This is a genomic window from Arthrobacter sp. P1_B9, assembly GCF_056406495.1.
In genome coordinates this window covers 233,558-246,111 of the sequence record NZ_JBFUAA010000004.1, presented here as the reverse complement: position 1 = coordinate 246,111, position 12,554 = coordinate 233,558, and the positions used below count along the sequence as shown (strand labels likewise).

The window sequence follows — 12,554 nt, the reverse complement described above, 5'->3', positions numbered from 1 at the left end:
ACGCCGGCGCTGGATTCCTGCGGACCGGGTGCCATACTTGGGTCAACTTCGGCAGCTATTCGACGGTTATTCGAAGACGAAGTGAGTATTTCGGGCAAGTCACAGCGGACCGGGGGGACCACTAAATGATGCTTGACGCCGCGACACTGCGGGTTGCCTTGGCGCTTGTCGACCTCACACTGCTCATGCTTTTCTACTTCATTACGTTCCGGCGCACCCGGTCGCACTACAGCGGCTGGTGGTGCATGGCGCTCCTGCTGTTCCTGGTCGGCAACGCCGCGTACCTGCTGGAGGGTACGGCGCAGCAGGGGTGGGCCATCCCTGCCGGCAACGTCCTGCTGGTCGCCGGTGCCGCCAGCATCTGGGCCGGCGGACGATCCCTCCGTGCCCCCTCCCTCCGGCCTTGGCAGCTCGCGGCCGGTCCTGCCGCCACCGCCGTCGCTTCCTTCCTCGGCCACCCGGCCACCAACGTCTGGGCGGGAGGCCCGGTGTACCTGGGATTCATGGCCGTGTTGATCGGCCTGGCATCCCGGGAGCTGTTCCTGCTCGAGCGCGACTACTCGCGCGTCCACCGTCCCCTCGCCGTGGGCGCCGGCATCCTGGCCGTGTTCTACCTGGGCCGCCTGGTCGCTTTCCTGGCGAACGGACCGGACGGTGCGGTCTTCACGTTGGTGTTCGGCTCCGTCCCCATGACCGTCTTCTCGACGATCACGCTCGTGGTTGCTTCCTTCACCATGGCCGAGCTGAGCTACGAACAGCAGACCCAGGATCTCCGGGCACGGGCCACCGTGGACGGCCTCACGGGCCTGCTCAACCGTTCTGCGTTCCTGGACCTCGCCGAAAACGAACTGCGCCGTTTGCGCCGGACCGGCACCACGGCATCGATCATCCTCGCGGACCTGGACCACTTCAAGGCCATCAACGATCAGTTCGGCCACTCGGCCGGAGACTCCGCTCTGCAGGCCTTTGCCAGGGCCTGCTCCGGCACCGTCCGCTCCACCGACCTCGTGGGCCGTTACGGCGGCGAGGAATTCATCCTCCTGCTGCCTGGCGTCACGCCGGACCGGGCACGGGAAATCGCTGCCGACATCAGCGTCCGGCTCCATCAATCCGGCTCCGCAGTCATTCCCCGGCTGCCCACCGTGAGCTACGGTATCGCGTCCACCGGCGCCGGCCCGGGCGGCCTCGACGCCGCAGTGATCTCGGCCGACGCGGCCCTCTACCAGGCAAAGACGCTTGGCAGGGACCGCGCCGAGTTGGCCACCGGCGGCTGAACTACGAGATAACCCCGTCCACCAGCGCCTTCGCCTCGGCCTGGACCTGCTTGAGGTGCTCGGCACCCTTGAAGGACTCGGCGTAGATCTTGTAGACGTCTTCCGTGCCGGAGGGCCGGGCCGCGAACCAGGCGTTTTCGGTAACGACCTTGAGGCCGCCAATCGCGGCGCCGTTGCCCGGCGCCTCGGTCAGTTTGGCCGTGATCGTTTCGCCGGCCAGTTCGGTCGCGGTGACGTCCGACGGCGAGAGCTTGCCCAGCGCCGCCTTCTGCTCCCGGGTGGCGGCCGCGTCGATCCGGGCGTAGACGGGGTCGCCGAACTGGTCGGTGAGGCCCTTGTACAGCTGCGACGGTGATTTGCCCGTCACCGCCGTGATCTCCGAGGCCAGCAGAGCCAGCAGGATGCCATCCTTGTCGGTGGTCCAGACGCTCCCGTCCATCTTGTTAAAGGAGGCACCGGCGGATTCCTCGCCGCCGAAGGCGCCCTCTCCGGACAGCAGCCCGGGGACGAACCACTTGAAGCCCACGGGCACTTCAACAAGTTTGCGGCCCAGGCTCTCGGCCACGCGGTCGATGATGGATGAGGAAACCAGGGTCTTGCCGATCACGGACTGCGGGTTCCAGCCGGTCCGGTGCCGGTACAGATAATCGATGGCGACGGCGAGGTAGTGGTTCGGGTTCATCAGCCCGCCGTCCGGGGTGACGATCCCGTGGCGGTCGGCATCGGCGTCGTTGCCTGTGGCGACGTCGAACTTGGCGCCGTCGGACATGCGGTTGATCAGGGACGCCATCGCCGACGGCGAGGAGCAATCCATCCGGATCTTCTCGTCCCAGTCCAGCGTCATGAAAGCCCACTGCGGGTCGACGGTGGGGTTGACCACGGTGAGGTTCAGGTGGTGGCGCTCACCGATCTCGCCCCAGTAGTCCACCGACGCTCCGCCCATCGGGTCGGCGCCGATCCGGACGCCCGCCTCGCGGATCGCGTTGAGATCCAGTACCGAGGGAAGGTCGTCGACGTAGCTGCTCAGGAAGTCGAACTTGCCGGTGGTCCCGGCGGCCAGGGCCTCGGCCACCGGAATCCGCTTGACGCCGCGCAGGCCGTTTTCCAGCAGCTCGTTGGCGCGGTTGGCGATCCAGCCGGTGGCGTCGGTGTCCGCGGGGCCGCCGTGCGGAGGGTTGTACTTGAATCCGCCGTCGCCCGGGGGGTTGTGGCTGGGGGTCACCACGATGCCGTCGGCCTGCGGCGCGCCAGGGGCGGCATTGCGGTTGTGCGTCAGGATGGCGTGGCTCAGGGCAGGGGTGGGCGTGTAGCCGTGGCGGGCGTCGATGAGGACGTGCACGCCGTTGGCGGCCAGCACTTCAAGGGCGGAGTTTTGTGCGGGCTCGCTCAGGCCATGGGTGTCCTTGGCCATGTAGAGGGGGCCGGTGATGCCCTGGCCTGCCCGGTATTCCACGATCGCCTGCGTGATGGCGAGGATGTGGGGTTCGTTGAAGGACGCCTTCAGGCTCGATCCCCGATGCCCGGAGGTGCCGAAGGCCACCCGCTGGCCCGGGTCCGAGAGGTCCGGCGAAATGTCGTAGTACGCATCCAAAAGCGCAGTGAGGTCAACAAGGTCTTGGGGTTGGGCAACTGTGCCCGCGCGGCTAGCCATGGCACCAGCATGCCAGACGAGGGCGGGGTGCAACACGGTTTCGCGCCAAACCCGCTCCTGTGACGAAAGAAAACCAGCCAATAGGCCCGGTCCCAAGCCAACCGTGCGGCGGTACTCTGGATCCAGAGACTTCTTGAGGGGACAAGCCATGACTGAACAGCCAAAACAAGGCAAAGACGAGACCCCGGAGGGCTACCAGCCGACCCTGCGCCTCCCGGACCAGCAACCCGACGTTCCGCCGGGGCAGGCACCACCCGCCGGCCAGGACCAGGGACCGTCGGCGACGCAGCAGTTCGCGCAACCCGAATCCCCGCAGCAGCCCTACCCGGGCCAGCAGCCTCACGCAGGCCAGCAGCCCGACACGGGCGAGCAGCCCCACGTCGGACAGCAGCCCTACACCGGACAACAGCCCTACACCGGCCAGGCGGCACCTGACCGCGGCCAGTACTCAAGCCCGTACCCCCCGATCTACGGCCAGCCGGCCGCCCCGTACGGCCAGCCGGCCGCCCCGTATGGCCAGCCGTCGCCGTATGCCCAGCCGGGCAGCCCCAACGCCTACGGCCAGCCCGCGTACTACGGCGCGCCGCCGTCGCCCAAGAGTCTGAGCATCGCCAGCATGTGCTGCGGCATCGCGGCACTGGTGGGATTCGGATTCTTCCTGCTCCCACAGCTGGCCGCCGTGATCCTGGGGCACCTGGCCCTGCGGCGCGAACCGGCCGGCCGGGGCATGGCGATCGCCGGCCTGGTGATGGGTTACGTGGGCATCGCCGTCACGATCCTGGTCCTGGTCATTTTCGGACTGGTCATCGGCACCGCGCGCAACAGCGGGTACGGAGCCTAGGTCTGCCCAGTGGCGCCGGAGCCGCGCCTGGTCAGGCTGTCAGCGCAGCCACCAGGGGCTTCGCGTTGGCCTCAAGCCAAGCGCGCCGGCGGTTGATCTGGCCGCCCACGCCGTCCTGCCACATCCGCGCCCAGCCGCCGCCCAGGGCGGCGGCGTTGTGCCGCATCCGCTCGTAGCTGAGCGCCGCGGCGTCGATCCCGGCGCCGGGCAGCCGGCGTCGTTCATCCTCGCTCCAGCCGTAGGCATCGGCGAAGATGCGCAGCCGGCGGAACGGATTCTGGTCTTCCCAGCCCGGCCACCTATCTGACGGGTCGCGGAGCGGCACCCAGAGCATGGCGGTGTTGAGCGAATCGTGAAGTGCCGTGGCGGGTCCGGCGAGGTCGAAATCCACCAGTCCCGCGGCCAGGCCGCCCCGGACCACCACATTCTGGGGTGTCACGTCCAGGTGGCAGATGAGTCCGGCGGCGTCGGTGGGGTTCGGCCGGACCGGCCGGGGCGGAAACGCGTGGGCCCGCGGCACGAAGCCGGCGGACGCGGTGTGCAGACGCCGCACCAGGCGGGCCACGGAGGCCAGCAGGTCCTCGGACTGCACCCAGGATTCCGGCGGCGACCCGGCGCAGTCTCCCGGCACGAAGGTCAGGACGTCCCGGCCCTGCGGGTCGCGGCCGAGGAAGCGGGGGGAGCCCTCAAAACCGGCGTCGTCCAGCCAGTCGAGGTACTCGGCGACGGCGAGGGATTGCGGCTGGTGCGGGCGGCGGATAGTTCCGCCAACCCGCACCACGCCGTCGGTGACATCGCCTGCCGGCATGAGTTCGACGTCGGACGCCTCGCCGGGGGCGGGGGTGTAGACGCGCGAAGCAACCGGAACGCGATGGGCGGTGCTCATCGGGTCAGCGTACGCCGCCCATGAGCTTCTTGATCGCCGGCGAGGCGACCGCCAGGCCCACAGCCAGCAGCATTGCGGTTCCGCCGATGCCGATGAAGTAGGGCAGCTCGTCCTGCGGGTTGTACAGGCCGGACAGGATGCCGGCCAGGGTGGTGCCCAGGGACACCGAGAGGAAGAACAGTGCCACCATCTGGGTGTGGAAGGCCTTGGGCGCCAGCTTGGTGGTCACAGACAGGCCGATGGGGGAAAGGAACAGCTCTGCAAGCGTGAACAGAAGCAGGATTCCAACCAGAGCCAGCAGAGGGGTCTTGCCACCGCCGGCCAGCGGGATGAACGCCAGGAAAGCAAGGCCCATCACGAACAGGCCGATCGAGAACTTCAGGGCCGAACCGGGCTGCTTGCGGCCGAGCCGGGTCCAGAGGGCGGCCATGATGCCGGCGAAGATGATGATGAACACCGGGTTGATGGACTGGACCCAGGCGGCAGGCATTTCCCAGCCGAACAGGTTCCGGTCCAGCTTCTCCTCCGAGTACACGGCGATGAAGGTGAACTGCTGCTGGAACAGGGCCCAGAACGCCGCGGAGGCGATGTACAGCGGGATAAACGCTGCGACCCGTCCGCGCTCGGTGGGGGTGACCTTCTTGCTGCTGAAGATCAGCGCGAAGTACAGCACCGACGCGCCGATTGCGGCGTAGGCCATGGACATGGCCAGGTTTTCGGCGTTCACCGTGCCGGTCACGAGCAGCACTGCGATGATCACGGCGATGCCGGCGAAGACGAGGCCGTAGCGGGTGCGCTGGGCGGCCGGGAGCGGGTTCGGTACCCGGTGTGCTTCTTCGGGCAGCTTCTTGCGGCCCAGCGAGTAGATGACAAGGCCAATGGCCATGCCGACGGCGGCGGCGCCGAAGCCCCAGTGGAAGCCCTGGCTTTCCTGCAGCCAGCCGGTGACCAGCGGGCCGATCAGCGCACCGGCGTTGATGCCCATGTAGAAGATGGAGAACCCGGCGTCGCGGCGTTCGTCCTTCTCCCCATACAGGCTGCCGACGAGGGCGGTGGCATTGGCCTTCAGGCCGCCGGAGCCGACGCCCACCAGCACCAGCCCGGCGATCAGGCCGGGTATGCCGGGCACGAGTGCCAGCCCGATGTGGCCGGCCATGATCAGGACGGCCGCGCCGAACAGCACCCGCTCGGACCCGAAGAGCCGGTCCGCGAGCCAGGCGCCGAGGATTGTGGAGAGGTAGACGCCGCCGCCGTAGGCGCCGACGAGGCCGGCCGCCAAAGCTTGTGGAATCTCAAGGCCACCCTGGGCAGCCGTGAAGTACATGTAGTAAAGGAGGATCCCCTGCATTCCGTAGAAGGAGAAGCGCTCCCACATCTCTACGGAGAAAAGGCTGGCCAGCATCTTTGGGTGGCCAAAAAACGAGGTGTCGCCCGGTGTCTTGGTGGGGGGACGTAACGAGGGATCGCCCGGCGTTATAGCGGGGGGATTGGATAAATGAGTTGTGCTCATTTACTTAATGGTGACATTGTGACGCGCGATTGTCACATTCGAGCAGGCCCGAGGCAAGCAACCGCGGCCGTGTTTTGCCTCTCTTTCCGCCTGTTTCGCGGGGCGTTCCGGGCTGGGCTGCTGTGTCCTAGACGGGCTCGCCGGCGGGCTCCTGGGCGGGCTCGCTGGCGTCGAACATAATGATCTGCCGGATGGCGTGGCCGTCTGCCAGCTGGTCCATGGCCCGGTTGATATCGGCCAGGGCGATGCGGTCCGAGATCAGCTCCTCGACGGGCAGTTTCCCGTCCCGCCACAACTGGGCGTATTTCGGGATGTCCCGCGACGGGACGGCGGAGCCCAGATAGCTGCCCACGATCGTCCGGGCTTCGGCGGTGACGGTCAGCGGCGCCAGCTGGGCGCGGGCCTCGGGGGAGGGCAGTCCCGCCGTGACGGTGGTGCCGCCGGGGGAGGTGGCGGCAAAAGCGGTCTCGAACGCGCGGGGATTTCCCGCGCACTCGATCACGAACCTGGCTTTGACCCCGGCGTCGAGGACCTGCTGCGGGGTGTATGTCTCGTGGGCGCCGAGGCGGCGGGCGTGATCGAGTTTCTGCTCCAGCGTGTCCACAGCGACAATCCGCGAGATTCCTTGCGAGACGGCGGTGATGAGCGCCGCCATGCCCACCCCTCCGAGGCCGACGATCATGATGCTGTCCTGCGGGCGGGGCCGGGCCGCGTTGAGCACCGCGCCGCCGCCGGTCAGCACGGCGCAGCCCAGCACTGCCGCAATGTCCGCGGGGATGTCGTCGTCCACCGGCACGGCGGAAGCGCGGTCCACGACGGCGTGGGTGGCGAAGCCTGAGACGCCAAGGTGGTGGTGGACGGGCTCGCCGTCGCGGCTCAGGAGCCGGGATCCGTGCAGCAGGGTCCCGTCGTTGTTGCTCTTGGACCCTGCCGTGCAGGGCAGCCGGCCGTCCTCGGCGCAGTTCGCGCAGTTCTCGCAGCGGGGCAGGAAGGACATGACCACGCGCTGGCCGGGCTGCAGGTCCGTGACGCCGGAACCGACCGTCACGATGCGGCCCGCGGCCTCGTGGCCCAGCAGCATGGGAACGGGCCGGACCCGGTTGCCGTCGACGACGCTCAGGTCCGAATGGCAAATCCCGGCGGCCTCCATCCGGACAAGGATCTCGGTGGGCCCGGGAGCCGCCAGTTCCAGCTCGGAGATGCTGATCGGCCTGGACTCCGCGAAAGGGCGGGGGCGGCCGATTTCCTCAAGTACTGCACCGGTGATCTTCATCGATCCTCTTTCGCGGCCTGGTCGGGTTTGAGTGAACGATAGCCGCCTGCCGCCGCCAGCGTCCATTTGGGGGCTGGGGGGTACGACGGCGGCCGCGGGCTTGGGGTGCCCGGGGGTGCGTGTGTTGGCTGAGTTCCTGGGCCGCACCGGGGGACATGCCCGTTCTTGGTGCCCGGGGGTGTGCGTTGGCTGAGTTCCTGGATGCCTGCTGGGGACATGCTCATTCTTGGTGCCCGGGGGGGGGGTGAGTGTTGGCTGAGTTCCTGGGCCTCACCGGGGGACATGCTCATTCTTGGCGCCCGGGCGTGGACATGATGGCATTTTGTCCACCCGCCTCGGCCACGGGCGGATATGTCCGTGATGAGCGCTGGACATGTCCATTGCGCGGCGTGAAGGGCGGGCGGGTCCGGTGCGCGGCGTGCGGAATGGGCATGTCCCGACTGGTGGAGGACGGACATGTCCGGTGCCCGATGTGAGTTCCGGACATGTCCCCTGCGCGGCGTCAGGAGTGGGCATGCCCACGGGTGAGTGCCGGGTCCACGGCTAGAAGCCCAATTGGGCGGCCACCTGCAGCAGAAGCCCCTCGGAGCCCATCGGCCCGATCACCTGGATGCCCATCGGCAGGCCGGAACCAGGGGCGCCGCCGGTCCAGTGCACCGGGATGCTGATGGCCGGCAGCCCGCAAACGTTGACCATGGATGACCAGGGAGCGTACTCGCACTGTTTGCGGTAGTCGCCGTCGGCGTCGCCCGCCCATTCCGCGGCCGGCCAGTAGCCTCCGCCGTGGGTCGCGCCCGTGAACCAGCCCACCGGGCGGGGTGTCTGCGCCAGGGCCGGCGTCACTATGAGGTTCCATTGGGCGTACTGGACAATCGTGTCCTGCTGGAACTGCCGGAGGAACCCGAGGGATTCGTTGAGTTTGGCTGCACTGCGCTGCTGTGCCCGCCGGCGGAAAGTCCTGGTGAGCGGCGTCAGGAGCGCCTCGCGCTGCGGCGAGATGCGCGCGCTGCCAATGCCGGCCGTCCAGGCTGTGGTGAAAGCATCCGGGTAGCGGTTGTCGTAGCGAATCGCGGCTTCCATCGTCTCATGCCCCGCCGCCTCCAGCCGCGAGATGCCGTCCGCGAGTGCGTCGAGCGCCTCACTGTCCGGGATGAAGGGAAACTTCGCTTGCCACGGGCTGTCGAGACTTATGCCGATCCTCAGCGGGCGGGGCTCCCTGGCGGTCAGTTCGAGATAGCCGGCGTGCGCCCGGCCGCCCATGCCCGGACCGCCCGCACCCTGTTCGCCCGCACCCTGATTGTCCGGGCCCGGCACCAGAGCATCCAGCAGCAGCGCGGCGTCGGCGGCGGAGCGGGCGAGCGGTCCGGCAACCACGAGCTGCGCGGGATCGCCTGAGCTTTCCCCGGCCGGCAGAAGCCCACGTCCGGGCTTCAACCCGACCAGTCCGCATGCCGCGGCCGGGATCCGCACGGAGCCCCCGCCGTCGGACCCTGGGGCGAACGGCAACAGCCCCGCGGCCACCGCGGCAGCGCTGCCGCCCGAGGAGCCGCCCGAACTGCGGCTGAGTGCATACGGATTGCGCGACGGCGGGGCGATCCGGTTCTCGCTGTAGGCGGTCAGGCCGAACTCCGGGACCTGTGTCTTGCCCAGCGAGAGGACCCCGGCGGCCTTGAGCGCGGCGGGAACTGCGCCGTCGGCCAAGGCCGGCTTGCGTTCCAGGGCCGCGCTTCCATGCGTGGTGACGACCCCTGCCACATCCGTCAGGTCCTTGAAGGCGACCGGCATTCCGTGCAGCAGGGGCAAGGCGCCGCCGTTCCGGCTCCGGAGGGCGTAGCGCCGGTCAGCTGCCGTGGCGTCTTTCCGCGCCTGTTCCGCGGTGACCGTGATGAAGGCACCGAGGTGCGGATTCTCGGCTTCGATCCGGTCCAGGAAATGATCGGCGGCGGCCCTGGCGGACAGCTCCCCGGAACGGAGCGCATCGCGGAGCTCGACGGCGGAGAGTTCGTGGATTTCAGCCAAGGAGGCAGGACTCCGGCCGTACGTGGGGCCGCGCGGGCCAGCTGCCCGGGGGACATGCCCCTTCCTGGGTCCGGCGGAAGGACACGTTGGCATCATGCCCAGCGCGCGCGGCCAGGGGAGGGCATGTCCCGTGGCGGGGGCCGCGGACCGGCCGCTCCGCGGGGTGTTCGGCAGCCATGAGGTCTCCTTTGCGGTCCCCAGAAGCGTAACGTGCCGCCAGCGGGGGTGCGGTGCCAGCGGCGGGGGATACGCTGGGATCGGAGCTTGAATTCTGCGGAAAGGGTCAACATGAGCGACTTCCAGAGCGTAAGCGTGTCTGGCATCCCCGATGGTGCCAAGATCGTGGACGTCCGCGAGGACTATGAGTGGGCTGCGGGCCACGCCGAGGGTGCCCTGCACATTCCCATGGACCAGTTGCCGGCCCGGATCGAGGAGCTGGACCCGGACGAGGACGTCTACGTCATCTGCCGCACCGGCGGCCGCTCCTTCCGGGCCACCCAGTGGCTGGTCGGAATGGGATATTCCGCCGTGAATGTGGCCGGCGGCATGGACCAGTGGGTTGAGGCCGGCATGCCGCTGGTGTCCGATAACGGCCTCAAACCGGTTGTCCTGTAACTGAAGAAGGAAGAAACTGATGCCCGCACCGACGCTCACCTACACATTCCTCGGACCCGAGGGCACCTTTACCGAAGCGGCCCTGATGCAGGTCCCGGACGCGGCGGAGGCCATCCGCATTCCGTCCTCGAATGTGAACACGGCGCTGGACAAGGTGCGGGACGGCTCCGCCGATGCGGCCATGGTACCGATCGAAAACTCGGTCGAGGGCGGGGTCACCGCCACCCTCGACGCCATCGCCACCGGCCAGGAACTCCGGATCCTCCGCGAGGCCCTGGTGCCCATCAGCTTCGTCCTGGTGGCCAGGCCCGGCGTGGCGCTCGGGGACATCCGGCGCGTCTCCACCCACGGCCACGCCTGGGCCCAGTGCAGGCTCTGGGTGGACGCCAATATTCCCAATGCGGAATACATTCCCGGTTCTTCCACCGCCGCTGCCGCCATGGGCTTGCTGGATGGCGACGGCGCCCACTACGACGCCGCGATCTGCGCCCCGATCGTGGCCACCGAGCAGCCGGGCCTGAAGGTGCTGGCGGAAAACATCGGCGACAACCCCGGAGCCGTCACCCGGTTCGTGCTGGTGGGCCGCCCGGGCGAACTGCCGGCCCCCACCGGAGCCGACAAGACCACTGTCGTGGTGCCGCTGCCCGAGGACCGGCCGGGTGCGCTGATGGAGATCCTGGACCAGTTCGCCACCCGCGGCGTAAACCTGAGCCGGATCGAATCCCGGCCCACCGGGCAGTACCTGGGCCACTATTTCTTCAGCATTGACGCCGACGGCCATGTCGCCGACGCCCGGGTGGCCGACGCGCTCGCAGGTCTTCACCGGATCAGCCCGGCCACCCGCTTCCTCGGGTCCTACCAGCGTGCCGACGGCCACCGGACCAGCGTCGCGCCGCATACCTCCGACCAGGCATTCCGCGCCGCGCATGCGTGGGTGAAAGACATACTGGGCGGCGCATCCGCTGTGCCGGAATATACCCCGGGGGCTTCGCCCAGAGCGTAGGCAAATGCCATAGGGCGCACTTCCACGCCCTCCCAACTGTGCGTATGCTTACCTGATCCATATTGGGGAATTCCCCTACGGGAGGGAGCGGGTCATGTCAGGCACCAGCACAGAAAATGACGGCCAGGGAATGATTGTCAATCCCAAGCCGACAGCTGAAAATCAGGACTGGGACGGCGACGACGCCGACCGCGCGGACCGCCTGCGCTTCGAAGAGGAGCAGGCAATGATCCGTGAGCAGTCCGAAGCCCGGGCCGCCAAGGCTGCGGCCGAGGCGAAGAAGGCGGCAGAGGCCAAGAAGGCCGCCAGCGCCTAGTCCCTCGCTCCTGGCGCACTCCAGCCTGGCGCGCTCCAGCCGCCGTCGGCCTAGCGGCCTTTGGCGCCGTCCTTTACCCTCACCAGCAGGGATCCGGGGTCCACCTCGACGGTGACCATCGTGGCCTCGCCGGAAGGATCGCCGTCGACCTGGGTGGGCATAGGTTCCGGGCACCGGATGGTGATCTTGCCGCACCGGTAATACGTCATGACCGGCAGGTCCTTCTTGTGCTTCAGGACGATCTTTGTGTACATGGCCAGCCAGCCGATCGCACTGCGCGGGCTCATCACCACCACGTCCAGCATCCCGTCATCGATCATGGCCTGCGGGATGAAATCGATTCCCCCGGGGATCAGGCCGCAGTTCGCGAACAGGACGCTGCGGATCTTCCGGGCCTGCTCAGGCTGGCCATCCAGCGCGATGGAGACCTTCTTGCGGCGCCCCAGAAGGTGCCTGGCCCCGGCTTCCGTGTACGCCAGCCAGCCCACCGCCCTCTTCAGGCCGTCAAGGGTGTCGCTGACTACTTCGGCGTCCATGCCGATGCCCGCAATCACCAGGAACGTGTGTTGCGCTGACTCCCCGGTGAGGGAATTTTCCAGGGTGAGCCGCGCCGTATCGATGAACCGCTGGTGCCCGAACAGGGCGGCCTGCACGTTGCCGGGCAGGTCGTTGACCTCCAGATGCACATTGCGGGCCAAGAGGTTTGCGGTGCCCAGCGGGATCACGCCCATGGCGGTGTGCGTCCCGGCGAGGACCTCCGCCACCACACGCACGGTACCGTCGCCGCCGCCGGCCAGGACGACGTCGGCCCCGTAGGCCACCGCAGCCCGCGCCTGCGAGAAGCCGGGATCCTCTGCGGTGGTTTCAAAGACGCGGGGCGCCGGCCAGCCGGCCGCCGCGCACGCTGCCTCAATCAGGCCCCGGGCCTCGGCCGACTTGGCCTTGATGGGGTTCAGGACCACGGCCACCTTCTGGCGGCCCGGGCCCGGGCTGTGGGTTTCCTCCCACACGGCACGGCGGGTGTGCTTGGCCTTCAGCCGGCGCACCCCCCACCAGCTGGAGACGGCAAAGACCAGGGCCCCAGCGATGACGAGGTAGAGCAGCCAGTCGCGCATTGTGATCCAACAGTATCCCGCCAGCGCATGCAGGCCGGCTTGCCGGGCAAC

Annotated in this window: 11 protein-coding genes; 5 read left to right on the top strand and 6 right to left on the bottom strand. The window is 68.3% G+C overall.

Annotated features, from left to right (window positions below; translation table 11 throughout):
- Window positions 1-125 precede the first annotated feature (125 nt).
- Window positions 126-1,274 (top strand): GGDEF domain-containing protein, encoded by a 1,149-nt coding sequence (locus AC1D1A_RS08330; RefSeq protein ID WP_476932404.1) that lies wholly within the window; start codon window positions 126-128, stop codon window positions 1,272-1,274.
- Window position 1,275: 1 nt separating this feature from the next.
- Here AC1D1A_RS08330 and pgm read toward each other — a convergent pair whose 3' ends face one another.
- Window positions 1,276-2,925, bottom strand: a complete 1,650-nt coding sequence (pgm, locus tag AC1D1A_RS08325) for a phosphoglucomutase (alpha-D-glucose-1,6-bisphosphate-dependent) (RefSeq protein WP_476849925.1) — start codon at window positions 2,923-2,925, stop codon at window positions 1,276-1,278.
- Between the two features lie 148 nt (window positions 2,926-3,073).
- On the opposite strand from pgm, the gene AC1D1A_RS08320 reads away from it, so the two are divergent.
- Window positions 3,074-3,766, top strand: coding sequence for a DUF4190 domain-containing protein (locus AC1D1A_RS08320; protein WP_476859522.1), 693 nt, complete (start codon window positions 3,074-3,076; stop codon window positions 3,764-3,766).
- A 31-nt stretch (window positions 3,767-3,797) separates the two neighbouring features.
- Here the strand turns inward: AC1D1A_RS08320 and AC1D1A_RS08315 are convergent, their stop codons facing one another.
- The 4 genes from AC1D1A_RS08315 to AC1D1A_RS08300 all read right to left on the bottom strand — a co-directional run bounded on the left by AC1D1A_RS08315 (window position 3,798) and on the right by AC1D1A_RS08300 (window position 9,454).
- Window positions 3,798-4,652, bottom strand: a complete 855-nt coding sequence (locus AC1D1A_RS08315) for a phosphotransferase (RefSeq protein ID WP_476947500.1) — start codon at window positions 4,650-4,652, stop codon at window positions 3,798-3,800.
- Between the two features lie 4 nt (window positions 4,653-4,656).
- The gene (locus tag AC1D1A_RS08310; protein ID WP_218670209.1) at window positions 4,657-6,162 is read right to left on the bottom strand and encodes a peptide MFS transporter; all 1,506 of its coding nucleotides are present in this window, start codon (window positions 6,160-6,162) and stop codon (window positions 4,657-4,659) included.
- Window positions 6,163-6,289: 127 nt separating this feature from the next.
- Window positions 6,290-7,435 carry an alcohol dehydrogenase catalytic domain-containing protein gene (locus AC1D1A_RS08305; protein ID WP_476947499.1) on the bottom strand — a complete coding sequence of 382 codons (1,146 nt, stop codon included), beginning with the start codon at window positions 7,433-7,435 and terminating at the stop codon, window positions 6,290-6,292.
- Between the two features lie 543 nt (window positions 7,436-7,978).
- Window positions 7,979-9,454, bottom strand: coding sequence for an amidase (locus AC1D1A_RS08300; protein ID WP_476947498.1), 1,476 nt, complete (start codon window positions 9,452-9,454; stop codon window positions 7,979-7,981).
- 288 nt (window positions 9,455-9,742) lie between these two features.
- Between AC1D1A_RS08300 and AC1D1A_RS08295 the strand changes: the two genes are divergently transcribed.
- The 3 genes from AC1D1A_RS08295 to AC1D1A_RS08285 all read left to right on the top strand — a co-directional run bounded on the left by AC1D1A_RS08295 (window position 9,743) and on the right by AC1D1A_RS08285 (window position 11,388).
- Window positions 9,743-10,069 (top strand): rhodanese-like domain-containing protein, encoded by a 327-nt coding sequence (locus tag AC1D1A_RS08295; RefSeq protein ID WP_476947497.1) that lies wholly within the window; start codon window positions 9,743-9,745, stop codon window positions 10,067-10,069.
- A gap of 19 nt (window positions 10,070-10,088) precedes the next feature.
- Window positions 10,089-11,072 carry a prephenate dehydratase gene (pheA, locus tag AC1D1A_RS08290; RefSeq protein WP_230009146.1) on the top strand — a complete coding sequence of 328 codons (984 nt, stop codon included), beginning with the start codon at window positions 10,089-10,091 and terminating at the stop codon, window positions 11,070-11,072.
- Window positions 11,073-11,166: 94 nt separating this feature from the next.
- Entirely contained in the window at window positions 11,167-11,388 is a 222-nt protein-coding gene (locus AC1D1A_RS08285) for a hypothetical protein (protein WP_018774949.1), read from the top strand.
- A gap of 50 nt (window positions 11,389-11,438) precedes the next feature.
- Here AC1D1A_RS08285 and AC1D1A_RS08280 read toward each other — a convergent pair whose 3' ends face one another.
- Entirely contained in the window at window positions 11,439-12,503 is a 1,065-nt protein-coding gene (locus AC1D1A_RS08280; RefSeq protein WP_476947496.1) for a diacylglycerol/lipid kinase family protein, read from the bottom strand.
- Between the last annotated feature and the right edge of the window lie 51 nt (window positions 12,504-12,554).

Excerpts from the sequence above, each read along its gene's own strand:
- AC1D1A_RS08330 (WP_476932404.1), top strand. The coding sequence starts at position 126 with ATGATGCTTGACGCCGCGACACTGCGGGTTGCCTTGGCGCTTGTCGAC.
- pgm (WP_476849925.1), bottom strand. The coding sequence starts at position 2,925 with ATGGCTAGCCGCGCGGGCACAGTTGCCCAACCCCAAGACCTTGTTGAC.
- AC1D1A_RS08320 (WP_476859522.1), top strand. The coding sequence starts at position 3,074 with ATGACTGAACAGCCAAAACAAGGCAAAGACGAGACCCCGGAGGGCTAC.
- AC1D1A_RS08315 (WP_476947500.1), bottom strand. The coding sequence starts at position 4,652 with ATGAGCACCGCCCATCGCGTTCCGGTTGCTTCGCGCGTCTACACCCCC.
- AC1D1A_RS08310 (WP_218670209.1), bottom strand. The coding sequence starts at position 6,162 with ATGAGCACAACTCATTTATCCAATCCCCCCGCTATAACGCCGGGCGAT.
- AC1D1A_RS08305 (WP_476947499.1), bottom strand. The coding sequence starts at position 7,435 with ATGAAGATCACCGGTGCAGTACTTGAGGAAATCGGCCGCCCCCGCCCT.
- AC1D1A_RS08295 (WP_476947497.1), top strand. The coding sequence starts at position 9,743 with ATGAGCGACTTCCAGAGCGTAAGCGTGTCTGGCATCCCCGATGGTGCC.
- pheA (WP_230009146.1), top strand. The coding sequence starts at position 10,089 with ATGCCCGCACCGACGCTCACCTACACATTCCTCGGACCCGAGGGCACC.
- AC1D1A_RS08285 (WP_018774949.1), top strand. The coding sequence starts at position 11,167 with ATGTCAGGCACCAGCACAGAAAATGACGGCCAGGGAATGATTGTCAAT.
- AC1D1A_RS08280 (WP_476947496.1), bottom strand. The coding sequence starts at position 12,503 with ATGCGCGACTGGCTGCTCTACCTCGTCATCGCTGGGGCCCTGGTCTTT.